The organism is Polynucleobacter yangtzensis (assembly GCF_027924165.1).
Taxonomy (GTDB): Bacteria; Pseudomonadota; Gammaproteobacteria; order Burkholderiales; family Burkholderiaceae; genus Polynucleobacter; species Polynucleobacter yangtzensis.
Genome location: NZ_AP026973.1, coordinates 569,536 through 593,945, shown reverse-complemented (window position 1 = coordinate 593,945; position 24,410 = coordinate 569,536). Strand labels below are relative to the sequence as shown.

25 protein-coding genes are annotated in these 24,410 nt (G+C 46.2%); 10 read left to right on the top strand and 15 right to left on the bottom strand.

The window, feature by feature from the left end; all coding sequences use genetic code 11:
- Positions 1-46 precede the first annotated feature (46 nt).
- The 4 genes from QMF28_RS03135 to QMF28_RS03120 are packed head-to-tail and all read left to right on the top strand — an operon-like array spanning position 47 to position 4,058.
- Positions 47-1,090, top strand: coding sequence for a lysylphosphatidylglycerol synthase transmembrane domain-containing protein (locus QMF28_RS03135; RefSeq protein ID WP_281743225.1), 1,044 nt, complete (start codon positions 47-49; stop codon positions 1,088-1,090).
- Positions 1,091-1,107: 17 nt separating this feature from the next.
- Positions 1,108-2,367, top strand: coding sequence for a glycosyltransferase family 9 protein (locus QMF28_RS03130; protein WP_281743224.1), 1,260 nt, complete (start codon positions 1,108-1,110; stop codon positions 2,365-2,367).
- Positions 2,368-2,372: 5 nt separating this feature from the next.
- Positions 2,373-3,158: a phosphatase PAP2 family protein gene (locus QMF28_RS03125; RefSeq protein ID WP_281743223.1), complete on the top strand. Its 786-nt coding sequence runs from the start codon at positions 2,373-2,375 to the stop codon at positions 3,156-3,158.
- Between the two features lie 12 nt (positions 3,159-3,170).
- Entirely contained in the window at positions 3,171-4,058 is an 888-nt protein-coding gene (locus QMF28_RS03120) for a 23S rRNA (adenine(2030)-N(6))-methyltransferase RlmJ (RefSeq protein ID WP_281743222.1), read from the top strand.
- Here the strand turns inward: QMF28_RS03120 and QMF28_RS03115 are convergent.
- From QMF28_RS03115 to QMF28_RS03055, 13 genes are all read right to left on the bottom strand, one after another.
- Positions 4,055-4,621 (bottom strand): SOUL family heme-binding protein, encoded by a 567-nt coding sequence (locus tag QMF28_RS03115; RefSeq protein WP_281743221.1) that lies wholly within the window; start codon positions 4,619-4,621, stop codon positions 4,055-4,057. The two genes, QMF28_RS03120 and QMF28_RS03115, sit on opposite strands and share 4 nt — an antisense overlap.
- A gap of 77 nt (positions 4,622-4,698) precedes the next feature.
- On the bottom strand, positions 4,699-5,643 hold the full coding sequence (locus QMF28_RS03110) for an LD-carboxypeptidase (RefSeq protein WP_281743220.1): 945 nt from the start codon (positions 5,641-5,643) through the stop codon (positions 4,699-4,701).
- Positions 5,640-6,098 carry a tRNA adenosine(34) deaminase TadA gene (gene tadA / locus QMF28_RS03105; protein WP_068321795.1) on the bottom strand — a complete coding sequence of 153 codons (459 nt, stop codon included), beginning with the start codon at positions 6,096-6,098 and terminating at the stop codon, positions 5,640-5,642. The genes QMF28_RS03110 and tadA overlap by 4 nt, the downstream gene beginning before the upstream one ends.
- Positions 6,099-6,563, bottom strand: coding sequence for a 6-carboxytetrahydropterin synthase QueD (gene queD / locus QMF28_RS03100; RefSeq protein WP_068321798.1), 465 nt, complete (start codon positions 6,561-6,563; stop codon positions 6,099-6,101).
- A 35-nt stretch (positions 6,564-6,598) separates the two neighbouring features.
- Complete coding sequence (gene queE, locus QMF28_RS03095; RefSeq protein WP_281743217.1) at positions 6,599-7,252, bottom strand: 7-carboxy-7-deazaguanine synthase; 654 nt, start codon at positions 7,250-7,252, stop codon at positions 6,599-6,601.
- Positions 7,253-7,280: 28 nt separating this feature from the next.
- Positions 7,281-8,009 (bottom strand): hypothetical protein, encoded by a 729-nt coding sequence (locus QMF28_RS03090; RefSeq protein ID WP_281743216.1) that lies wholly within the window; start codon positions 8,007-8,009, stop codon positions 7,281-7,283.
- Complete coding sequence (locus tag QMF28_RS03085; RefSeq protein WP_281743215.1) at positions 7,985-8,686, bottom strand: hypothetical protein; 702 nt, start codon at positions 8,684-8,686, stop codon at positions 7,985-7,987. Before QMF28_RS03085 ends, QMF28_RS03090 begins: the two co-directional genes overlap by 25 nt.
- A gap of 65 nt (positions 8,687-8,751) precedes the next feature.
- Positions 8,752-10,650: a B12-binding domain-containing radical SAM protein gene (locus tag QMF28_RS03080; RefSeq protein ID WP_281743213.1), complete on the bottom strand. Its 1,899-nt coding sequence runs from the start codon at positions 10,648-10,650 to the stop codon at positions 8,752-8,754.
- Positions 10,651-10,654: 4 nt separating this feature from the next.
- Positions 10,655-11,452 carry a ferritin-like domain-containing protein gene (locus tag QMF28_RS03075; protein WP_281743212.1) on the bottom strand — a complete coding sequence of 266 codons (798 nt, stop codon included), beginning with the start codon at positions 11,450-11,452 and terminating at the stop codon, positions 10,655-10,657.
- 30 nt (positions 11,453-11,482) lie between these two features.
- Complete coding sequence (gene guaA / locus QMF28_RS03070) at positions 11,483-13,090, bottom strand: glutamine-hydrolyzing GMP synthase (protein ID WP_068321816.1); 1,608 nt, start codon at positions 13,088-13,090, stop codon at positions 11,483-11,485.
- A 36-nt stretch (positions 13,091-13,126) separates the two neighbouring features.
- Positions 13,127-14,590, bottom strand: coding sequence for an IMP dehydrogenase (guaB, locus tag QMF28_RS03065; RefSeq protein WP_281743210.1), 1,464 nt, complete (start codon positions 14,588-14,590; stop codon positions 13,127-13,129).
- Between the two features lie 26 nt (positions 14,591-14,616).
- Positions 14,617-14,967, bottom strand: a complete 351-nt coding sequence (locus QMF28_RS03060) for an RnfH family protein (protein WP_281743209.1) — start codon at positions 14,965-14,967, stop codon at positions 14,617-14,619.
- Positions 14,960-15,391, bottom strand: coding sequence for a type II toxin-antitoxin system RatA family toxin (locus QMF28_RS03055; RefSeq protein WP_068321826.1), 432 nt, complete (start codon positions 15,389-15,391; stop codon positions 14,960-14,962). Before QMF28_RS03055 ends, QMF28_RS03060 begins: the two co-directional genes overlap by 8 nt.
- 25 nt (positions 15,392-15,416) lie before the next feature.
- Here QMF28_RS03055 and smpB point away from each other — a divergent pair, with 25 nt between their 5' ends.
- The 5 genes from smpB to QMF28_RS03030 all read left to right on the top strand — a co-directional run bounded on the left by smpB (position 15,417) and on the right by QMF28_RS03030 (position 20,146).
- Positions 15,417-15,869 (top strand): SsrA-binding protein SmpB, encoded by a 453-nt coding sequence (gene smpB, locus QMF28_RS03050; protein ID WP_068321829.1) that lies wholly within the window; start codon positions 15,417-15,419, stop codon positions 15,867-15,869.
- A 132-nt stretch (positions 15,870-16,001) separates the two neighbouring features.
- The gene (locus tag QMF28_RS03045; RefSeq protein WP_068321852.1) at positions 16,002-17,414 is read left to right on the top strand and encodes a circularly permuted type 2 ATP-grasp protein; all 1,413 of its coding nucleotides are present in this window, start codon (positions 16,002-16,004) and stop codon (positions 17,412-17,414) included.
- Between the two features lie 13 nt (positions 17,415-17,427).
- Complete coding sequence (locus tag QMF28_RS03040; RefSeq protein WP_281743207.1) at positions 17,428-18,405, top strand: alpha-E domain-containing protein; 978 nt, start codon at positions 17,428-17,430, stop codon at positions 18,403-18,405.
- Positions 18,406-18,423: 18 nt separating this feature from the next.
- Positions 18,424-19,221 (top strand): transglutaminase family protein, encoded by a 798-nt coding sequence (locus QMF28_RS03035; protein WP_281743205.1) that lies wholly within the window; start codon positions 18,424-18,426, stop codon positions 19,219-19,221.
- A gap of 52 nt (positions 19,222-19,273) precedes the next feature.
- Positions 19,274-20,146, top strand: coding sequence for a proteasome-type protease (locus QMF28_RS03030; RefSeq protein WP_281743203.1), 873 nt, complete (start codon positions 19,274-19,276; stop codon positions 20,144-20,146).
- Positions 20,147-20,226: 80 nt separating this feature from the next.
- Here the strand turns inward: QMF28_RS03030 and ppsA are convergent, their stop codons facing one another.
- Positions 20,227-22,632 carry a phosphoenolpyruvate synthase gene (gene ppsA / locus QMF28_RS03025; RefSeq protein ID WP_281743202.1) on the bottom strand — a complete coding sequence of 802 codons (2,406 nt, stop codon included), beginning with the start codon at positions 22,630-22,632 and terminating at the stop codon, positions 20,227-20,229.
- A gap of 106 nt (positions 22,633-22,738) precedes the next feature.
- Here ppsA and ppsR point away from each other — a divergent pair, with 106 nt between their 5' ends.
- Positions 22,739-23,566, top strand: a complete 828-nt coding sequence (gene ppsR / locus QMF28_RS03020) for a posphoenolpyruvate synthetase regulatory kinase/phosphorylase PpsR (protein ID WP_068322530.1) — start codon at positions 22,739-22,741, stop codon at positions 23,564-23,566.
- Positions 23,567-23,582: 16 nt separating this feature from the next.
- On the opposite strand, the gene QMF28_RS03015 is transcribed toward ppsR, so the two are convergent.
- A complete protein-coding gene (locus QMF28_RS03015; protein ID WP_281743200.1) occupies positions 23,583-24,407 on the bottom strand; it encodes a TrmH family RNA methyltransferase in 825 nt (274 codons plus the stop codon).
- Positions 24,408-24,410 lie beyond the last annotated feature (3 nt).

Sequence of the window (24,410 nt, the reverse complement as noted above, 5' to 3'; positions counted from 1 at the left end):
CCTCAAATTCAAGACCTTAGGCGCCCAAGGCATTATCCTTACGCTTATGAGTTCACAAGCCAATCCCACCCTCAAAACCCAATCGGGGTGGAAATCCATTCTCAAGCGAGCTTGGCCAACCATTCGAGTTGTTCTGTCCATTGCTTTGCTTTGGAAGGCTACTAGTGGAATTGACTGGCATTCACTGTTTGACACCCAAATTCAGATGCAGCCACTTTGGTTTTTAGCTGCGCTAGCCAGCATGATGAGCGCATTTATTTGTGGCGGCTATCGCTGGGGATTATTCATGCAGGCAGTAGGGTTTCCACGCCGCATCCGCTCCTATATCGGCCTCTACTTTGCAGGTGGTCTCATTAATCAAGGATTACCAAGCACATTAGGCGGCGATAGCTATCGCGCAATTACCGCAACGCACCTAACCAACACTGGCAACCTATCTGAAACTAAAGAGTTAGAAGAAGAGCTCCATCATTCAGTAGACCTTGAGCACGCCACACCGAAGTTGCGCTTGAGTTTTGCAATGGTTTTAGTCGATCGCCTTTTAGGTTTAGCAGGTAATAACTTACTTGGTGCTATTGGCTTGATATTAGGTGGCGCTACTCTTGCAGCATGGGGACAAGACTTAGGCTATGCAGTCATGGCGGTAATGCTATTAGTGGGCGTAGCAATTGCGCTTATCTTGGCTTGGGGGCCAAGCAAGCAGTTACTACAAAAATTTCTGAATCGCTTCAATATGAATCATGCGATGCCTGGAATCCAGCTGGCATTTTCATGGCCCAAAAATATTGCGCAAGCAGGCTTAGCAATTGGCATCCACTTCCTCACCATTTTGACCTTGCTATTTTGTCTAAAGGCTTATGGAGTAGATGCGCCTATTGAAGGCCTCATGATTGGCTTGCCTGCCCTCAGCCTGCTGCTCATGTTGCCAATTAGCATCTCTGGCTGGGGATTGCGTGAAGCCACTCTTTCTTCAGTCTTGGCCTTATGGGGTGTGAATCCATCATTAACAGTGCTGGCCTCCATCAGCTATGGAGCAATTACTGTTTTGTCAGTCCTGCCCGGCGCCTACTTTTTATTAAAACGAAAATAATTTTTTAGAGCAAAACTATGACTATTAGCGTCAACACTATGCGCGCCATTGATCATTGGGTCGGCGTACCTCTTTGTGCAATCGTAAGTCCTGTTATTGCTTTGATTGATGGCATTAAGAATGTATTTAATCGCGGTCCAGAGACTCCAAAAAAATTACTCTTTATTGAACTCTCAGAAATGGGTAGCGCGATTTTAGTTGACCCAGCAATGCGCAATGCACAGGCGCGTGGAGCAGAGATATTTTTCCTCATCTTTAAAAGCAATCGTGCCAGCCTCACTTTGCTCAATACTGTTAAACCAGAAAATATCTTCACGATCGATTCATCAAGCTTGGGTGGCTTAATTAAGGACACCCTGCTCTTTCTATTGCTTGCTCGCAAGCATCGTATTGATACCGTTATTGATTTAGAACTGTTTTCACGCTTCACAGCTTTGCTAACTGGCATGTGTGGCGCACGCCGTCGCGTTGGTTATCACATCTTTCATGGCGAAGGCTTGTGGCGTGGCTTCATGTTGACCCGCAAGGTCCATTACAACCCACACATTCACATTACAAAGAATTTTCTGTCATTAATCCATGCAGCCTTTGCTCAGAAGATTGAAGTTCCTTTTAGCAAGATTGAAATTCCAGATTCAGAGGTTCGCCTAGAGCAGGCCATCATCAATCCAAGCGCCTTAGAAAAAGTTGGCGAACGAATTGAGAAGCTCGCTAAAGAAGCCGACATCCATTACGCGCCTAGGAAAAATCGTCTTATTCTGATTAATCCAAATGCGAGTGATCTATTGCCGCAACGCCGTTGGGCACAGCAGCGTTTTTCTGAGTTGATTCAAGCCATCCATCAGAAATATCCAGATGATCTGATTCTCATTACTGGATCGCCTGCTGAGTTTGCCTATGTAGAGAAAGTTCGTGCTGTAGCAAACGTTAAAAATGCATTGAACTTTGCTGGGCAGGTCAGCTTTGCTGAATTACCACCCCTTTACACCTTATCTGATGTGATGGTGACCAATGACTCTGGCCCAGGCCATTTTTCAGCGGTAACTCCATTAAGAACTGTTGTTCTCTTTGGCCCTGAAACTCCAGCCCTGTATGGTTCTGTTGGCAATTCCATCGCCATCACCGCTAACTTGGCTTGCTCTCCTTGCGTGAGCGCCGCTAATCACCGTAAAACACCTTGCCATGACAATGTCTGCATGCAAGCCATTACCGTTCCACAAGTTCTAGATAAAGTGATTAAGCAATTACAAGATGCAGATCAGGCAAAGGCTCGTTAAGCTGCATGAGTAAAAATGCAATACCTGGGTTTGCTTGGTTTATCCCGCTAGTCCCGCTCGCACTTGCAGCCATCATCTACTTTGGCGATCTTCAGAGCAGCAGCTTTCTATTGATCAATCAATTTACCCAGCAGCTACCAGACACACTTTGGGCTTGGCTCACCTTCTTAGGTAATGGCTGGGGCCTTTTTGCTTTAGCTTTTCCGCTTTTATTATTAGCACCAAGAATCTTAACTGCAGGCATATTTGCTGGCGCTATAGCAGCCGTAACAAGCTCGTTATTAAAAGGCATATTCAATCTACCAAGACCCGCGGGCATTCTGACTGAAGGAAGTTTTTATCGCATCGGCGAAGTACTGCTTCATAGAGCCTTTCCTTCGGGTCACACCCTTACAGCATTTGCCATTGCCAGCGCTTTCTATTTCTCGGCATCTAAAGAAAAAAGGGTGCCACTGCTGCTTTTATTTGTTGTAGCTGCATTCGTGGGACTTTCCCGTAATGCCGTTGGAGCACATTGGCTAACCGATGTTTTGGCGGGAGCAGGATTTGGTATTTGGTGCGGCATGATTGGAGCTTGGTTAGCTAATCTTTTCCCGGAGAGTCAACTGGGCCCCAAAAAGATATGGGCTCACATCATTGCACTTGGTGGTGTTGTAGCAACCTACTCTCACTTCACCCAAAAAATGGATCTTGAATTAAATCAACCACTGCAATACGCTTCGATCGCGATCATTGTGATTACGCTTGTGCTTTATGGCAAAGCGCAATTTACTCAAGCACCTCCAAAATGAGCGCGATCTAATATGTTTAGCTACAGACATGCGTTCCATGCTGGCAGTCATGCGGATATTCTTAAGCATCTCACCCTGATTCATTTAGTTCAGTACCTACAAGAGAAGCCTGGCGCTCTCACGATGGTGGACACCCATGCTGGTGCAGGTATTTATAGCTTGCAAGACGGCTTCTCAACCGTCAGCAAAGAAGCAAATGGCGGAATTTTTCGCCTCACTCAATATGTAGAAGCCTGCAAGCATGCTGACACGCCAATTCCAGAAAGTATTTTGGAATATTTGAAATTCATCAACGCAGAGAATGTTGATGGGCAACTCACAACCTACCCTGGCTCTCCCTTCATTTTAGCGCGTCTATTGCGCCCGCAAGATCGTCTTAAGTTATTTGAGCTACATCCTAAAGAGATTGATATTCTTCGCCACAATATTGGCGAGCTGAAGCAATCAAAACAGATTGATATTTATGCTGAGGATAGCTTTTCCAGGCTGAAGGGATTGCTCCCCCCTCCCAGTCGGCGTGGCTTGGTATTGATTGATCCCTCTTACGAGGATAAGCAAGACTATCGCTATCTTGAGACCGCCATGGAAGAAGCATTGCAACGCTTTGCCACTGGCTGCTATGCAATCTGGTACCCCGTTATTTCCAGAAGGGAATCGATCACACTGCCTGATCGCCTGAAGAAAATTGCCGCAACACATAAACGCTCTTGGCTCCATACGGAGTTGCGTGTTGAAAATGCACCTGGTGAACGTCGCCTCCAGTCAAGCGGCATGTTTATCATTAATCCACCTTGGACCCTAGAAAAACATTTGGCTCAAGCCTTACCTACCCTAACGAAAGCTTTAGGAATTAATGGTGGCGGTCAGTTTTTTCTAAAAAGCTTTGAAGCGAAAAATTAGTCACGTAGGTTATTCATGACTTCGTTGCGGCGCATAAATGGCAAAGTCCAAGGCGGGTTGTAACGCGCAAAATTGGGAGTACCAGTGCTTTGGAGATTCTTGGTCTTCATCCACTGCTCAAGCTCGAGAGTTTTCTCAGTAACTTTTTGGTCGTTATAAAAACCGCTAAAGCTGATGACAGCCTTTTTTACTGCCGGAATTTGACGCAATTGCACTTGAGAATTTAGTGGCTTGGGAATCGTTTCCATGGTGTACTCAGCCGGCATCACAAACGACACAACCCATTTACCAGCATTTGACTCAATCCCCACAGGGGCAGTCATGGCAATCTTTGCATTCTTTACTGATTGATCTACTACCGTGACCGGTGCAGTCATCACTATTTTTTCACTCACTTGGTTCTGACCAAATATATAGGCAGCAATTAAACGGAAGCCCTGGCTGGATGCCCCATCTAAATCCCCTTCAACCTGAACTTCGGCCAGAATCATTGGCGCATAGGCGCGGATTTCAAAAGGAGGTTCTTTTTCAAGAACAGTGTATTTTGGCTCTTCGGTTGCCATGACTGCCCCTGTAAATGTAAATGCAATGAGAGTGAGAACGCCCCTCAAAAAAGGGTGCCTCAAAAGATTTCTAATGACTACCACTGGGACTTCAGCTCAAATCCATTTGGGTTGAAGCTTATATTCGCTGAAACACCAACAGGCAAAGTTAATTTATTCGCCTGATGCCCAAATGGAAGACCAGTCAAGATTGGAGTCTCTTCTGGCAAACGCTTACGAATCGCCTCTATAGCCCGCTCCAACGAATAACCTTTATCGTTATCGTACAAACGGTAAGCGGAGAATCCACCCAGCAGAATGGCGCCCTGATTTGCAAGTATTCCCGCATCCAGAAGCTGCATCATCATTCTCTCAATCCGATAAGGGTGCTCATTAACATCCTCAAGGAACAAGATGCCGCCTTGCGTTTGCTTATTGCTAGGAAGGTAAGGTGTCCCAACCAAACCCGCTACAACAGTCAAGTTTCCACCCCATAGCAGACCTGTAAGGGAGCTAGTCTTAGCTTTACCTAAGAAAGCTTGCTGGGCTGATACTTCACATTCCAACTTGCGGCCTTCAGCAGCATTTTGAAAATGCTGCCACATGAAGGCATCTGGCGCTACTGGAGCGCCATCATCGCCAAGTCGCCCAAAGTCATAATTAAGCATGGGTCCAGCCAATGTCATTGCACCTGTTTTTGCCAATAGACCCAGCTGAAATACTGTGAAGTCACTATGGCCACATACTTGCAAACCATTTTGAATCGCTTTTGCAATCGCGCTCCACTCAATGCCTGGGAGTAAGCGATGAAGACCATAACCGCCACGCATTGCCATCACTAAGGCACGTGGATCTAATTTGGATAAGTGATTGAGCTCCGCAAGACGCGCGTCATCACTCCCTGCAAATCGCTCATAAACTCGATTCACACAATCTATGTTTTCTACAGCAATGCCTTGACCCTCTAACCAATTGATGCCAGCTAGAGGGCTTTTGCTATCTAAACTTGCTCCAGATGGAGCAATCAGGTGAATGGATTTCAACGTCGTCCCTTAAAAAAATCGCGCAACAACTGACCACACTCTTCACTCATAATGCCACCTTCTACGCTAGTCTGATGGTTAATTTGCTTAGAGGCAAAGATATCTAAAACACTGCCTGCCGCGCCTGTCTTAGGATCTGACGCCCCATAGACCACACGATCAATCCTAGCATGGAGCATAGCTCCAGAACACATTGCACATGGCTCTAGAGTGACATAGAGAGTGCTGCCTGGAATGCGGTAATTTTCTTCAGCCAAAGCGGCCTCTCTCAGAGCCAGCATTTCAGCATGTGCACTAGGATCGTGATTTGCAATTGGCTTATTAAAAGCTTTGGAAATAACTTGGCCATCTTTGACCAATACAGCACCTACAGGAACCTCACCTGATTGCGCTGCCAATTGAGCTTGCTCAATTGCCATGCGCATATATTGCTGGTCAAGCTCAGCTTGCGTCATTTAGGCAGAATGAATATCAGCCCAACAATTGGGCGTCTCGTAAAGACGAATAGACGAAAGCTCTAAGCGACCACTAAAAGCCTTACTAAATACAGGCTGCAATATCGCAAATGCTGCATTAGCAAGATTTTCTACAGTAGGTACATGCTCCATGATGACGGTCTTATGGTTAGGCAATGTCGCCAAGAAAGCAACCAATCCCTCATCCTCTTTTGCCACCAAAAATGCATGGTCCCACAACTCAACAACGTATTGATTTGTTAAGCGTTTGATGTCGCCAAAATCCAAAACCATTCCATCATCTGCTTTGCCAGGATGATCCGCAACTTCACCAGTCAGCGTAACCTCTATTGCATAGCGATGTCCATGAAGATGGCGACATTGCCCATCATGATTCGGAATGCGGTGACCAGAGTCGAACTCAAGGCGGCGGGTAATGGAGATAGCTGGTTGTTTAGTTGTCATTAAGTGCTCTATTAATATATTTTTGCTTAGCTTGATTACCGAATTCCAATCAGTTTATGAGACTGCAGACTCAATCTCCATAAAGGGCGTTTTTGACATAAGCTGACGGCCAATTCTGTATTACTTTTCAGACTCGGCCCATCCATGGGTTGCAAGAAGCGATTGCGATAGTCCATTTTCTCAAAACGAGCCATGATCTTTTCTAAATCCGCATGATCTTGTTGTGGAATTACTAGCTTTAGCTCGTCTGCTTGCAAAACAATTAAATCGGAACCTGCTTTAGGGCTTACACAAACCCAATCTACTCCCTTAGGAACTTTCATCGTGCCATTGGTTTCAATGGCGACTGCGAAACCTTTTTGGTGAAGCGCTGCGATTAATTCGTCATCCAGCTGGAGGAGTGGTTCGCCACCAGTAAAAACTACATAACGTTGCTGAGGTCCGGCAGAAGTGCTGCGCCATGAAGTCTCAATTGCATCCGCAAGTGAAATTGCAGTATCGAACTTACCACCACCAAAACCATCACTACCAACAAAATCGGTATCGCAGAATTGGCAAATAGCAGTAGCGCGATCTTCTTCGCGACCGCTCCATAGATTACATCCTGCAAAGCGGCAAAATACTGCCGCCCTACCAGCATGGGCACCTTCGCCTTGGAGGGTGGGAAATAGTTCTTTTACGGTATACATAGCAATGCACCTATTTTAAGCGCTTTGCTTACTTCCAGGAGATTAACTCCCACTCCAGGAAATCCTCCCAGTAGGCATTAGCCCAATATACGCCCGAGGTAATGTAGCGTCCAGAGCTCCTGCGAACCACCCACCGACCAATCTCCGGTGAAAACCATAACTCCTCATCTCGAACATTACCAACCCTAAAGAGGTCGTTGCTGACAAAATTCGGTATTTCGTTATGAACTCGTAATACTGAAAACTCACCAGCAGGAGATTTAATGCGCTCCCACTGGGTTGCAGCCATACTCAGACCCCAGTAATAAGTAGCTCCAGGATAAGAAAGAGCCTCATATTGGGTGGTGAAGAATTTATTCCAACCAACTTGTAATTGCTCGGGCCACAAAGGTATGGCTTTGGTAAATTTCTGAGGAGGCTGCCAGTGTGGATCTTGAATGACATAGCCCCAAGGCGACTGGATTTCATCTGGAAGTGGACCCGCCTTAACTCCGGAGCGACTAATACGAATCTGATCGCCCACCGATACGACCCTCTCAGTGACGGTGTCCACAATCTCTTGGTTAAAAATATTGCGAACTTGATAGACCCATTCTTGACCAATCTTTGGCGCTCTTACCATGGGAGGTGGCATAGGCTGGGCCTCAAGTCGACCTCTAGGAGCAGGTTGGGAAGAAATACAACCCACCAGCAAAGCTGGTAGAGCCATCAAAAATATTCGGCGGAAGATACTTACTTGTATGAAGTCAGCTGCCATTGATAACTATCCTCTAAATTAGGCATACCCAATTGCCCCTGAATCATGTATGAGCCGGATGATTCTTTGGCCACCCAGCGACCAATGCTTGGGGCAAACCAAATGGTTTGCTTGCGAATGCAATTAACTTTATTGTCATCATTACTCTCGAAGTTAATGAGATTTTGATAACGCAAAGTTAAAAAGGTTCCAGCAGGAACGGTAATTTGCTCCCAACCATGTGCGCTCATAAATTCTTGCCAGCCATAAGCATTTTCAGAATATCCGCCTAAGCTATATTTGGTATTTAATTGCTTACTCCAGCTTGATGTCAACTCTTCAGGCCACAGGGGAATCGGCGGCTTGAAGCTCATCAGACGCGGCCATGATGTATCTAATTGCACTACGCCCCATGGCCCCTGTATCTCACTTGGCAATTGACTGCCATCCTCATCTCTACGCTCTATCACAATGGTTGAGCCAACACTAGCGACTCTTTCCGTAATCACTCCGCGGATCTTGCCATCAAAAACATCGCGCTTGACATATGTCCACTCCTGACCAACTTGAGGTGCTCTCACATTTGGAGTTGGCTTTGGTTGGGCAACAGGAGTACCCCTCTGGTAGGCCAAAGGCACGCCACAAGCGACAGGGGCTAAGGCAGCTGATGCAATAAAAGTACGACGCGATAAATTCATTTTCTTCTCCCGCATTAATCTCATTACTTCACGAAATTATTTTAAGTCTGAATCCCGCGATCAGGCTATTGGTACAAAGCATTCTCTATGAAATTCTTAGGGACAGTTGCCTTTGGAATAGTGATTCCCAAGCCATCAAACCAGGAGTGTGCTTTGATATCAAAACCCACACCATGCATATAGTTATAAAGCGCCTTCCTCAAGCCCTGCCCCAACAAGTCGTGATCCACCCCAGTAGGGTCGATAAAGGAGACATCATTCTTAGCAAAAGTGATTTCAGGCAAGGGCACTAATTCGATTCCATACTCTTGTGGATTAAGTCCTACCGGAGAATGAACTGTGCAGATAAATCGGTGAAAGAAGCCGCTTTGGATGCAGCCGTTCTCAAATAACTGCCTTACATACTCCAAAGCATCTACTGTTTCTTGCACGGTTTGAGTTGGGAAACCATACATCAGATATGCGTGCACCAAGATGCCTGCATCTGAGAAACCTTTGGTCACTTGAGCAACCTGCTCGACTGATACACCTTTTTTCATGAGATTCAGCAAACGATCAGAAGCCACTTCAAGGCCACCTGACATAGCAATGCAACCACTCTGAGCTAGAAGTTCAGCCAATTCTGGTGTGAAGGTTTTTTCAAAACGAATATTGCCCCACCAAGAAATGACAACTTGACGACGAATCAGCTCCTCCGCCAAAGCCTTTAATACTTTTGGTGGCGCAGCTTCGTCCACAAAATGAAAGCCTGTTTGCCCAGTCTCGGCAACAATTTGTTCAATACGATCTACCAACAAACTCGCTGATGCAGTTTCGTAGCGAGAGATATAGTCAAGCGATACATCGCAGAAGCTACATTTCTTCCAATAACACCCATGCGCAACCGTAAGCTTATTCCAGCGACCATCGCTCCATAAGCGATGCATGGGATTGAGCATATCTAGAAGCGATAGATAAGAATCGAGAGGCAATCCATCCCAGGTAGCAGTTCCAACTTCCTCAAAAGGTATATCTGGCTCCTGCCAATTGAGACATTGCACTTGATTATTCGCATTACGAATAAAGGTACGCACCAACCTCTCAACAGAGCGCTTGTCAGCAAGATGATCTAGCAAGGCTAATAGTGGTCTTTCCCCAGAATCCAAGGTAATGAAATCAACGAAATCAAATATGCGGGGTTCAGAGAGCTCTCGCAACTCTGTATTGACATACCCACCACCCAATGCGATCTTAATTTCTGGATAAGCGCTTTTAATCACTTGAGCAATGCGTAAGGCTGCATACATTGCGCCAGGAAATGGGACTGATAAAAGCACTAGGTTCGGCTGATGACGCTCAATTGCTTGGTTGGCAAGCGCCTGCAAATGCATATCCATCAGCGTTGGCTCTGTATTGAGTGCATCCGCTAAGGGTGTGAAAGTAGGCTGACTGCTTGCAAGTGACTCTGCATAGCGCACGAATTCAAAACGTTCGTCAACGGCATCACGCAAAACATCAGAAAGATCATTGAGATAAAGGGTTGCCAAATGACGCGCTCGATCTTGCGATCCCAGAGCACCAAATGCCCAAGACAAAGAATCACCAGCCCCTTCTTCATCAAACGCATCAAGCGATGAAAAGCGCGGTCCTTCAGGCAAAAAAGTTCGACTATTAATACGATGGCTTAGAGTGCTATCGCGCCCCTGCAAGAAAGTAATTACTGGCGAGATTGTGGATTGATATGTGGGAAAGTAATCTAGAAAAAAGTTGACACTTGCACTACGATTCTCTTCAGGCATGCTGAGAGCTTGAGCATGAATTTCCCTCAAACCTTCGGGTGTAAAAAAACTGAGTACCAGAGCTAATGCCAAATCCTCTTGTACAGCATCCACACCACGCGATCGTAAAAACCCGGTAAGGTAAGCCGTAGAGGGATACGGGGTATTGAGCTGTGTCATCGGAGGGATGAGGCTTAATACCTTCATGTGGCTATGCTCCAAGGAGACTTAACTCTTCAGAGGTGAAGCCTGCTTGCTTGCGAGCCTCGATATTAAATGGCCCCTTAAGAACAGGTGCTCGATATTTTCCAGCTAACTCTCGATAAGCGACGATCGGAGATAGATTATCTTTAGAGCATAAGAAATTAAACCAACGATTACCAATCAGTACGTGACCGATTTCATCATTGAGAATAATCTCTAGAATCTCTACAGCACGAGCCTCTTTAATTTGCTTAAAGCGATCTCGAATCGAAGGCACCGCATCTAACCCTCTTGCTTCCATCGTTCTGGGAACAAGCGCCATTCTGGCAATGACTGAATCCGTTGTTCTCTCAACCATCTCCCACAAACTATTGTGAGCCGGAAAATCGCCATAGGTAAATCCAAGCGAATGCAGATGATCGTTAACTAAGCTGAAGTGATAGGCCTCTTCTTTGGCAACTTTCAGCCAGTCTTCATAGTATTCCTTGGGCATATCCGGAAAACGCCAGATCGCATCCAAAGCTAAATTCATGGCATTAAATTCAATATGAGCCAAGGAGTGCAATAGGCCTGCCCTACCTTCGGGCGTATCCATTCTTCTTTTAGGAACTAATTTAGGAAGTACGAGCTCCGGCTTTACTGGGCGACCAGGAAGAATGAGATCTTGAGAATCAACCTTACGAGAAACATCAAGGGTTACTCGTTGCTGATGATATTCATCAAACAACTCAAGCAACTGACTTACTTTAGTCTGCACATCAGAGCTTGCTAGGATTGCGAGTGCTGTTGCTCGTAACTCAAACATAGGAATTAGCAGGCTGATTTAGCCCGCCCCTTATTCCCACTCAATCGTTGCCGGTGGTTTTCCACTGATATCGTATACAACCCGATTGATGCCACGCACTTCATTAATGATGCGATTAGAAACCTTACCAAGTAATTCATGTGGCAGATGAGCCCAGTGTGCAGTCATAAAGTCTTGAGTTTGAACCGCACGGAGAGCAACAACATATTCATATGTTCTACCATCACCCATCACACCAACAGACTTCACCGGCAAGAAGACAGCAAATGCTTGGCTAGTAAGGTCATACCAAGACTTCTGACTTGCTTCGTCGATTGTATTGCGTAATTCTTCGATAAAGATAGCATCGGCACGCTGCAAAAGACTAGCGAACTCAGCCTTCACTTCACCCAATATGCGGACACCAAGACCAGGACCTGGGAAAGGATGGCGATATACCATCTCACGAGGCAAACCCAATGCCACACCAAGTTCACGCACTTCATCTTTAAATAGTTCGCGTAATGGCTCGAGCAATTTAAGATGCATGTCTTCAGGTAAGCCACCAACATTATGGTGACTCTTGATCGTGTGCGCGCCCTTCTTGCCCTTACCAGCAGATTCAATCACGTCTGGATAAATAGTTCCTTGAGCAAGCCACTTTGCATTCTGAATTTTTCCAGATTCAGTTTGGAAAATTTCTACGAATTCTTTGCCGATAATTTTACGCTTTGCTTCTGGGTCGGCAACGCCAGCCAATTCACCCATAAAGGTTTCTTTGGCATCGACACGAATGACCTTCACGCCCAAATTGCGTGCGAACATTTCCATCACCATATCGCCTTCATTGAGACGAAGTAAGCCATGGTCAACAAATACACAAGTCAGCTGATCACCAATCGCTCGATGAATTAAGGCAGCAGCAACACTAGAGTCAACTCCGCCAGACAAACCAAGGATGACTTCTTCATCACCCACTTGTTTGCGAATGTTTTCAACTGCTTCGGCAATGTAATCGCCCATCACCCAATCAGGCTTGCACTTGCAAATCTCATGTACAAAGCGCTCAATGATTGCAGTGCCTTGGATGGTATGAGTTACTTCTGGATGAAACTGGAATGCATAGAAACGACGCTCTTCATCAGCCATACCCGCAATAGGGCAAGACTCAGTTGATGCCATCAACTTGAATGACGGAGGTAATGTAGTAACAGAATCTCCATGACTCATCCACACCTTAAGAATCCCATGGCCTTCGCTAGTGGAGAAATCCTGAATACCTTTAAGCAAATTGGTGTGGCCATGTGCACGCACTTCAGAGTAACCAAACTCACGAGCCTTACCTAAAGATTCAGCGGATGCAACAGCCCCGCCTAATTGAGTGGCCATCGTTTGCATGCCGTAGCAAATACCCAGCACAGGAACACCAAGCTCAAAAACAATTTGTGGCGCACGTGGACTGCCGTCTTCAGTTACTGAGCTAGGTCCGCCAGAAAGAATGATGCCTTTACCGCCCTGCTCTTGAATGAACTTGCGGATAAATTCAGGATCGCAATCGTAGGGATGGATCTCAGAATAGACTCGTCCATCGCGTACACGTCTTGCAATAAGTTGGGTTACTTGTGAACCAAAGTCGAGAATCAGTATTTTGTCGTGCACGAAAGGAACAGCCTTTATTTCAGCGTTTTTTAATTGTTAGTCAATATGGTAATTTGGCGCTTCTTTAGTGATCTTCACATCATGAACGTGCGACTCACGCACACCTGCTGAAGTGATTTCTACAAAATTGGCTTTCTCATGGAGCTCATCAATGGTTTTGCATCCAAGGTAACCCATGGAAGAACGAATACCGCCAGTAAGCTGATGCAAGATTGCTAATACGCTGCCCTTATACGGCACTTGACCTTCAATTCCCTCTGGCACAAGCTTCTCTGCATTCGCAACAATGTCGCTTTGGAAATAACGATCAGCAGAGCCATCAGCCATCGCGCCCAAAGAACCCATACCGCGATAACTCTTATAAGAACGTCCTTGATACAAGAACACTTCTCCAGGAGCTTCTTCCGTACCAGCAAACATGCCACCCATCATTACAGAACTAGCGCCAGCTGCTAATGCTTTTGCAACGTCACCGGAGTAACGTACGCCACCATCAGCGATCAATGGAATGCCTGTACCTTTAAGCGCAGTCGCTACATTCACAATTGCTGTAATTTGCGGAACACCAACACCAGCAACAATACGAGTAGTACAAATAGAGCCTGGGCCAATACCCACTTTCACACCATCTGCGCCATGATCGGCTAATGCTTTAGCAGCATCACCAGTAGCAATATTGCCGCCGATTACTTGCACATGAGGATAGTTTTTCTTAACCCACTTCACGCGATCTAAAACACCCTGGCTATGACCGTGTGCAGTATCTACCACTATGACGTCGACACCAGCGCGCACCAACAACTCAATACGCTCGTCATTATCAGGGCCAACGCCTACCGCCGCACCCACGCGCAGCTTGCCTTCGCCGTCCTTACAAGCATTTGGATGCTCGGTAGCTTTTAGAATATCTTTTACAGTAATGAGACCGCGTAACTCAAACTTGTCATTAACAACTAATACGCGCTCCAAGCGATGCTGACTCATTAAACGTTTTGCTTCGTCCAGTGAGCAACCTTCTTTTACAGTCACCAAACGATCACGTGGAGTCATCTTGCTTTTGACTGGCGCATCCAAGTCTTCTTCGAAACGCAAATCGCGGTTAGTAATAATGCCAACCACTTCTTTGCCAACGAGGACTGGGAAACCAGAGAAGCCATGTTCACGAGAAAGCTGAATAACTTGACGCAAGGTGACATCTGGACTGATGGTGATTGGATCACGCAGCACACCAGATTCGTAGCGCTTAACTTTCGCTACTTCACGCGCTTGCTCAGCAGGCTTTAAGTTTTTATGAATGATGCCAATACCACCTTCGCTGGCCATGGCAATTGCCAAGCGGCCTTCGGTCACGGTATCCATAGCTGCGGACACCAATGGTGTATTGAGTGAAATTTCTCGAGTTAACTTACTTGCCAAGCTGGCATCTCGAGGAAGTACCGATGAATAGGCCGGTACGAGGAGCACATCGTCAAAAGTGAGTGCTTTTTGAATGAGTCGCATGCAAAACCCCTAGTCGCAAAAACCGATTATAGCCTCCTAGCCTTTCTTTTAGCTGCGGCAGCCTGGAATTTGGCATCTTGGTTCTGGTTGGCCTTTTTACGCCGAACCGTCTTGGGGTCTATTAATAAGGGTGAGTAAAGCTCTAGGCGATCGCCGTTATAAATGGGGCTATCCCAGTCTTTACGCTTCCCAAAGACCCCAAAGCAGCCCTTTCTGGCTAAAACGGGGTCATCAGCTCCAACCGCAATTCCAGCCCTAACTAAAGCCAATCCCACTGTTGCTGACTGACCTTCTTCCAAAAGCAGCTGAAACGGCTTGAGCACTGGCTCACCCCGCCTAGCATCGCAGAGAATGAGGTTAATTACGCGCTCAGCCATAGAGCTCTTCAGCGCGCTTAACAAAACAATCCACAAAGGTGCCGGCTATATGACCAAAGACGGGTCCAATAATCTTGTCTAGAATGACACTCTTAAACTCCCAGTGCAGCTTGAACTCAACCTTGCAAGCATCATCTCTTAAAGGGATAAAGTTCCATTGCCCCGAAAAATGCTTAAACGGGCCGTCCACAAAGACCATATCAATGGTTTCCGGGCGATGGTTCACATTACGCGTATGAAAGTACTGGGTAATACCCTTGAAATGAATATTGATTTTGGCATCAAGCACAGTCTCGGTCTGCTCAAAAATTTCCACGCCGCCACACCACGGCAGAAACTCAGGATAGCGGGCAACATCTGTCACCAAGCCATACATGCGGTCGGCTGATTGGCCAATTAAAACGGTCTTGTAGACGTCTGCCATAATCGTTCTTGAGAGCTAAATAAATATGAGTATCGTCGATAACAAAAAAGCCTTCTTTGATTATTTTATCGAGGAGCGCTTTGAGGCAGGGCTTGTGCTGGAAGGCTGGGAAGTAAAAGCCATCCGCGCAGGTCGCGTGCACATCAAGGAAGCGTATGTCGTCATTCGCAAGGCGGAGCTATTCCTGATTGGCTGCCATATCACCCCTCTCCTATCGGCCTCTACCCATATCGTGCCCGATAACACCCGCACCAGAAAACTACTACTCAACGCCATTGAAATCCGCAAACTCATCGGGAAAGTGGAGCAAAAGGGCTATACCCTCGTCCCTCTCAACCTGCACTTTTCCAAAGGGAATGTGAAGTGTGAAATTGGCCTAGCCAGAGGCAAAAAACAGCATGACAAACGTGCGGCCACTAAAGAGCGTGAGTGGGAAGTGCAAAAGGGACGTATTGCCAGAGGCGATTTAAACGCTTAATAGGCCTAAAACTGGGGTATGCTGGCCTCAGGGCTAGTATCTGAGCATTTATGCACTAATTCGGTGCAATACGGCACCAAGCCGCTTCAAATCATTTATTCCAGCTTTTATAAAGGCATTAGTTTTATAACTATGAAATTGCCTTTTGACGAAATGCTCGACGCCGCAGGCAAAGCGCGTCCCCACTACCAAATCTTTCACAACTGGTTAAAGCAGCAAAGTGACACCCTTATGGGTCTCAAGCGTGCTGAAGCCGACCTCATCTTTAGGCGAGTAGGTATTACTTTTGCCGTCTACGGTGACGACCTTGGCTCAGAAAGAACCATTCCTTTTGATCAAGTGCCTCGCATCTTTACCGCTAAAGAGTGGGAACAACTTGAAGCAGGTTTACGCCAACGCGTTAAAGCGCTCAATCGCTTCATCTATGACGTCTATCACGATGAAGAAATCATCAAAGCGGGCATTGTTCCTGCCGAACAGATTTATAACAACGCGCAATACCGGCCAGAGATGCGCAATGTAAGCGTACCGCGCGACATCTACGCACAAATTGCCGGTATCGATATTGTGCGCGCAGGTGAAGGCGAGTTCTACGTATTAGAAGATAACTTACGTGTTCCGTCTGGCGTTTCATATATGGTTGAAGATCGCAAGATGATGATGCGACTCTTCCCTGACCTCTTCCAAAAATATCGCATTGCGCCAGTTGAGCACTACCCCGATCTTTTATTGGAATGTCTTAAGTCTGTAAAACCTGATGACGTTAAAAAACCAAACGTCGTTGTATTAACGCCAGGTATGTATAACTCTGCTTACTTTGAGCACAGCTATCTTGCACAGCAGATGGGCGTTGAGTTAGTTGAAGGCAAGGACTTATTTGTAAAGAACGAACAAGTCTTTATGCGCACTACCCAAGGTCCTGAAAGGGTCGATGTGATCTACCGCCGTGTCGATGATGACTTCTTAGACCCATTAGCGTTTCGCTCCGACTCCACCTTGGGTGTTGCGGGACTACTGTCCGCGCATCGCGCTGGTAATGTGACATTAGCCAACGCGATTGGAACTGGTATCGCTGATGACAAGTCAATCTATCCATATGTCCCCGAGATGATTGAGTTCTATCTTGGTGAAAAACCCATTCTGAATAATGTGCCAACCTTCCAGTGTCGCAAGGCCGATGATCTGGCATATACCTTAGCGAACTTAGAGAAGCTGGTAGTAAAGCTTACTCATGGTGCTGGCGGTTACGGCATGTTGGTGGGTCCAGCCTCTACTAAAGCAGAGATTGAAGAATTTAGAACGCATCTAATCGCCAATCCAGATAAATATATTGCTCAGCCTACCTTGGCTCTTTCTACTTGCCCTACTTTTGTAGAGTCAGGCATTGCTCCAAGACATATCGATTTAAGACCTTTTGTTCTCTCAGGCAAAACCATCAAGATGGTGCCAGGTGGATTAACTAGGGTCGCGCTCAAAGAAGGCTCTTTAGTAGTGAACTCCTCCCAGGGTGGCGGAACTAAAGACACCTGGGTGCTAGAGAAATAAGGAAAGAGTAAACATGCTTAGTCGTACTGCTGATTGTCTTTATTGGATGGCTCGCTATACCGAGCGTGCAGAGAATACTGCCCGCATGCTCGATGTAAATCATCAGACATCCCTGCTTCCACAGCCTGCTGAGTTTTTAGAGCAAAGCTGGAAAAAATTGCTGACGATTTCTAAGTTAGAAGAAGCTTTTCTCAGTAAATATGATGTGATCAACCGTGAGAATGTGTTGGATTTCATGATTTATGAAACTAGCAACCCCTCCAGCATCGTCTCGTGCCTTTATGCCGCCCGAGAAAATGCCCGCGTCATTCGCGGCAAGATTACGTCCGAAGTTTGGGAAACCCAGAACACTACCTGGCTTGAACTACAGCGCATCCTGGAGGCGAGACATCAAGCCGACCCCAGCCGTCCTCTGGAGTGGGTTAAACATCGCTGCCACCTCTTTAGAGGCGTTCTCTATGGCACGATGCTTAAGAATGAGGCCTTCTACTTCATTAGCGTTGGAACGCTTCTGGAGCGTGCTGATAACACTGCCCGCATCTTAGAAACCAAATATGAAGATCAAGCAACGCTAAAGGTACTTGGGGCTAATAAATCATCGGATGAAGGAACCGATGGGGAATTCTTTGACTTCTATCACTGGGCTGCATTGCTTCGTTCAGTCTCCGCATTTGAGATTTACCGTCAAATCTATTCAGATCAAGTCACGCCAAAACAAGTTGCAGAGCTACTGATCTTTAATAAGCAAATGCCGCGCTCCCTGGTGTGCTGCGTGAATGAACTCATTCCCCTTATTTCAGAGGTAAAGAATCAGCAATCTAAAGAAATTGAACGCTTACTCGGCAAACTCAAAGCAAGTATGGATTACTCCGATATCGATGAGGTTTTCGAGCAAGGCCTCGAAGAATATATTGAGTCTTTCTTGGAGCGCATTAATCACATTGCTGATGAATTTAGTAATGCATACCTCATCCCATTAGCAGTCGCTTAAGACTTCACCAAAGAATATATGCACCTAAAGATCCGTCACCGCACTGAATATCGCTATGAAACGCCTGTGCGCTACTCCATTCAGGAGTTACGCTTGACTCCACCAGCCATCGCAGGCCAGCAAATTGATAAGTGGAAGATTAGCACTCCGATTAAGGCATCTAACTCCATAGATACTTTCGGGAACGTATGCAGTGTCTTTGTGCAAGAGACTCCCTATACCTCGATGATGCTTGAGGCCGAAGGCGAAGTTCATACACAGGATGCTTTTGAGTTCATCGATGAAGCTAAAGCAGTTTCCCCTTATTACCTTTTGCAGCAAACTAATCTGACCGAGCCAACAGATGCCATGTTGGAGTATTTCTCATATAGTCTTCCAAAGGAAAATTCTGTTGATCAAGTACTTAAACTCGCCGAGGCTGTTCAGGGTTTGATTGTGTACACTCCAGGTCAGACTAACTTTGCTACCACCGCTGCGCAATCTTTTGCCATGAAATCTGGTGTCTGCCAAGATCATGCTCATATTATGTTGAGCCTATGTCGAGCCTCTGGAATACCAGCGCGATATGTCAGCGGCTATTTCTTTGCAGAAGAATCCCCAAACCTTGCAAGCCATGCATGGATAGACTTTTGCAGTGACATTGAAAAAGGTATTTGGACGAGCGTTGATATCACCCATGCCTGCCTTATTGATTCACGTCACATCAGACTAGCAGTAGGTCGTGACTACTACTCTGCAGCTCCTGTAAAAGGGGTGCGTACCGGAGGCGGAGGCGAAGAATTGAGTGCCAATATTTCGATTCAACAGCTAAGCTAGCCCATCTGGTTTTTAAGAGATAATCACCAGAATTAATGAAGAGGGTTAGAGAATGACGTATTGTGTTGGGCTTTGCCTGAAAGATGGTCTTGTATTTTTGTCGGATACCCGCACTAATGCAGGCGTAGATCAAATCGGCACCTTCAGAAAAATGACCTTGTTTCAAGAAAAGGATCGTTTCTTCACTTTGATGAGTGCTGGCAACCTTGCCATTACTCAGGCTGTTAAAGAAATTCTCTTGCAGGGTCAGTTACTGAATGGCAAAAATCTTTGGACCGCCGAAAATACGCATGATGCCGCTGTTGTGATTGGCGATGCCATCAAACAGGTGTATGAGCGTGACCATAGAGCATTGGAAAAAGCAGGAATCGACTTTAACTGCAATCTCATTTTTGGCGGACAAGTTAAAGGTGAAAGACCCCGCCTATTTAACATCTACTCAGCGGGTAACTTTATTGAAGCCACGCCAGAGACTTGCTACTTCCAGATTGGTGAATCTAAGTATGGCAAGCCAATTCTAGATAGAGTGTTGAACTTCAACACCTCATTGAATCTTGCAACCAAGTGCGCTTTGATCTCCATGGACTCCACGCTAAACAGTAATATTTCTGTAGGTCTGCCGCTCGATTTGCTTGTATATGAAAAGAATTCCCTCAAAGCGAATAAGCTGGTTACGATGGACGAGTCCAACCCCTACTTCCAGATGATTCATCAGCTTTGGGGCGAAAAACTGCGTGCGGCGTTTAACTCGATTTCAGAACCAAGCTGGAGTGGCGCCAATAAGTCGAGTGCAATTTCAGCGCCGGCTAAAAAGATGGGTGCAGTTCCTGTTAATCGCCAGCCTGCAAAATCAAAAGCAAAGGTAGCAACCCCAGCCGCCAAGAAGTCAGTTAAGAGATCCAGCGTCAAGGCAAAAGCAAAATAAATAGCTAAAGCGCTCTTCTGCTTCACCAAACAAAAAGGCCTAGAAGAATCTAGGCCTTTTGCTTTTTACGACTTCGCCAATTAGGCTTTTAAGTTCTTACCCAACATCTCCCAGGTAGCAACTACGCTATCTGGATTTAATGAGATGGAAGTAATGCCCTTCTCAACCAACCAGCGCGCAAAGTCTGGGTGATCTGAAGGACCCTGACCGCAAATGCCAACGTACTTGTTTTGCTTACGGCAAGCATCAATAGAGCGGGCAATCATGAACTCCACTGCTGGATCACGTTCATCAAAGTCTATTGCAAGCAACTCCATGCCGGAGTCACGATCTAGACCCAAAGTTAATTGAGTCATATCGTTTGAACCGATAGAGAAGCCATCAAAGTATTCGAGGAACTGATCAGCCAAAATTGCATTGGAAGGAATCTCGCACATCATGATGAGGCGTAAACCATTGACGCCACGCTTGAGGCCGAACTTCTCCATCATATCGATCACGCGCTTAGCCTGATTAATAGTGCGCACAAATGGAACCATGATCTCGACATTATCCAGACCCATATCTTCACGAACGCGCTTCATAGCCGCGCACTCGAGAGCAAAAGCCTCACCGAAATCCTCTGATACATAACGTGATGCACCGCGGAAGCCTAACATTGGATTTTCTTCATCCGGCTCGTAACGTGATCCACCAATCAACTTCTTGTACTCGTTAGATTTGAAGTCTGACAAACGTACGATTACTGGCTTTGGATAGAAAGCAGCAGCAATAGTTGCCACACCTTCAACCAACTTGTCTTCGTAGAACTGACGTGGGCTAGCGTAACCGCGGGCCACACTCTCAACTGCACGCTTGAGATCTGGGTCAATGTTTGGGTACTCCAATACTGCACGTGGATGTACACCAATGTAGTTATTAATAATGAACTCTAGGCGAGCTAAGCCAACACCAGCATTCGGAATTTGACAGAAATCAAATGCCAATTGAGGGTTACCAATATTCATTGTGATCTTCACTGGAATCTCAGGCAATACACCGCGAGAAACTTCAGTAACTTCGGTTTCGATCAAGCCATCATAGATATGGCCTTCATCACCTTCAGCACAAGAAACTGTCACCATCATGCCGTCTTGCAAATGCTCGGTCGCATCACCGCAACCAACTACCGCAGGTACACCTAATTCACGAGCAATAATCGCAGCGTGACAGGTGCGACCACCGCGGTTAGTCACAATCGCTGAAGCACGCTTCATGACTGGCTCCCAGTTTGGATCAGTCATGTCGGCAACCAATACGTCACCAGGCTGGACACGATCCATCTCGCTTGGGTCACGAATGATGCGGACTGGACCAGCACCAATCTTTTGACCGATCGCACGGCCTTTTGCTAATACCTTTGAGCTACCTTTTAACTTATAGCGCATCTCTACTTGGCCTGCAGCCTGACTCTTCACTGTCTCAGGACGAGCTTGCAAAATGTAAATGCGGCCATCTTGACCATCTTTACCCCACTCGATGTCCATCGGACGACCGTAGTGCTTCTCAATGATCACCGCATACTTGGCCAACTCAGTGATGTCCGCATCTTCCAATGAGAAACGATTACGCTTCTCAGGAGCTACATCTACTGTCTGCACTTTTTCTGCAGAGCCCTTAGGTGCAAATTGCATTTGAATCAACTTAGAACCTAAAGAACGACGAATGATTGCTTTCTTGTCTTTGGCTAAAGTAGTTTTGAATACATAAAACTCATCAGGATTAACTGCGCCCTGAACCACTGTTTCCCCTAAGCCATAGCTTGAGGTAATGAAAACCACATCTTCAAATCCAGATTCAGTATCTAATGTGAACATCACCCCTGCAGCCCCTAGGTCAGAGCGCACCATGCGCTGAATACCGGCAGATAAGGCTACTTCAGCGTGGGCAAAGCCCTTATGAACGCGGTAGGAGATCGCACGATCGTTATAAAGTGAGGCAAATACTTCACGAATCTTCTTGAGAACATCATCAATACCCTCGACGTTCAAGAAAGTTTCTTGCTGACCTGCAAAAGAAGCATCAGGCAAGTCTTCAGCAGTAGCTGACGAACGCACTGCGAATGAGCCCTTGCCAGAGTCATCCAACACAGCAAATGCCTTGCGAATCTCTTCGTCTAATTTTGGTTGAAATGGCGCTGTTTCGATCCAGTTACGAATCTCTGCACCAGCTTGTGCCAATGCGCGCACATCATCAATATTCAAACCTTCTAAGCGCTGCTGAATGCGCTCAGTCAGATTGTTATGTTTTAGAAAATCACGGAATGCCAATGCAGTGGTAGCAAAACCTGTTGGAACACGAACCCCAGTAGAAGCAAGCTGAGAAATCATCTCCCCTAGTGAGGCATTCTTACCGCCGACGGATTCAACATCCGTCATGCGAAGTTGCTCAAAAGGCAAAACATAGGCATCAGCCATACTGCTATTTTGTTGCTGTTGGTTGGACATAAAATACTCTCTAAAGATAAGGAAATTGGTGTAGCGGCCACCTTATATGGGGCATGCTTTAATATGATTCTATTGTAGTGCTGACCCCGACTTTTAAGCTAAATCTATGTCTAACGAAACCCGCATTGTTTTTATCGTTTCTGACGGTACCGGCATTACCGCCGAGAACTTCAGCCAGTCGATTTTGGCTCAATTTGAGGCCACTTTTAAGCATATTCGAGTGCCATTCGTGGATAGCGTTGACAAAGCCCATGATGCCGTCAGCAGCATCAATCAGGCGGCCAGTAAATATGGCGTTCAACCCATTGTTTTCACCACTTTGGTGAATTCTGAGCTCAACGCCATTGTAGGGAAGGCAAACGGCCTCATCCTAGATATGTTCCAGACTTTCGTAGCACCTCTGGAGGAAGCCCTCGGCATGAAATCTACCCATGCCATGAACCGACTCCACCACAATGCGGACACCGAGGCTTATAAGAACCGTATAGAGGCGATTAACTACTCCTTAGCCCATGATGATGGCCAATCCAATCAAAACTTGGCTGAAGCCGATGTCATCCTGATTGGCATCTCTAGGGTTGGAAAAACCCCCACAAGTTTGTACCTGGCAATGCAATACGGTCTCAAGGCAGCAAACTACCCTCTTATTCCAGAAGACTTTGAACGTGGGCAACTGCCGAAGGATCTAGTACCTTACCGCCAGAAGATCTTTGGACTCATGATTGATGCAGAGCGCTTATCTGAGATTCGTAATGAACGTAGACCTGGTAGTAATTACGCCAAGCTTGAAAACTGTCGTTATGAAATTAATGAAGCAACGGCAATGATGAAAAAACAGTCTATTCCATGGGTGCTTACAACTAGCAAATCCATTGAGGAAATTGCGACCACCGTTTTACAAGCAATTAAGTCCGATAAAACGATCTTGGGTTGATCATTGTTAGGTAAAACTAGCTTCGTCTAACTCGAAGAGTCTCAAACAAACACACGGCCGCTGCCGTTGAAACGTTGAGTGACTCTACTCTGGGGTCAATAGGGATTGATACACCTCTAGCCTGAGCAAGAATATCCTCAGATACTCCTTGGCCCTCGCTACCCATCACCCAAGCAACTGGATGCAGTAGATCTTTCTTTAGAGAGTAGAGATCTTGCTCTGCATCTGCTGTAGTAGCCAATAATTGCGCGGTCACGGCACTCAATATTTGCTGGTTAGACCAGCCTTCATACAAATCTAGCAATTTGTGAGCGCCCATTCCGGCACGTAATACCTTGGTAGACCATAGATGGGCACAACCAGACAATGCAATCACTTGTGTAAATCCAGCTGCAGCGGCAGTACGCAAAATTGATCCTACGTTTCCGGCATCCTGCACGCGATCCAATATCACTACATCACCTTCTAATGTTGCAATTGACTGTGGTGAAGTAATCGTTGATTTAGGAAGGTTTAATAGACCGGCAATATGCGGCGCATTCACTAAATCCGAGAGCAAGTCCCAGAGTGCACTATCCAACTGAAATACTTTGGTCTCAGGACAAATCTCGAGATGTTCGTAGACGGCTTGAGAGATTTCAATATTCTTTAGGCCAATTTCTGAAGTAAGCAAAGTCTTTAACGCTGGGTCACCTACCCAGGTTTGCACAAGATGGATGCCTTCTAATAAAGCTTGGCCACTTGCTAGCCTAGCCTTTTGACCCTTGGAGCCCGTGGCTTGCAGGTTGCGAACCTCCTTAAATAAAGGATTCTCTTTGGAGGTGATGAGATCAAAGTTCATAAC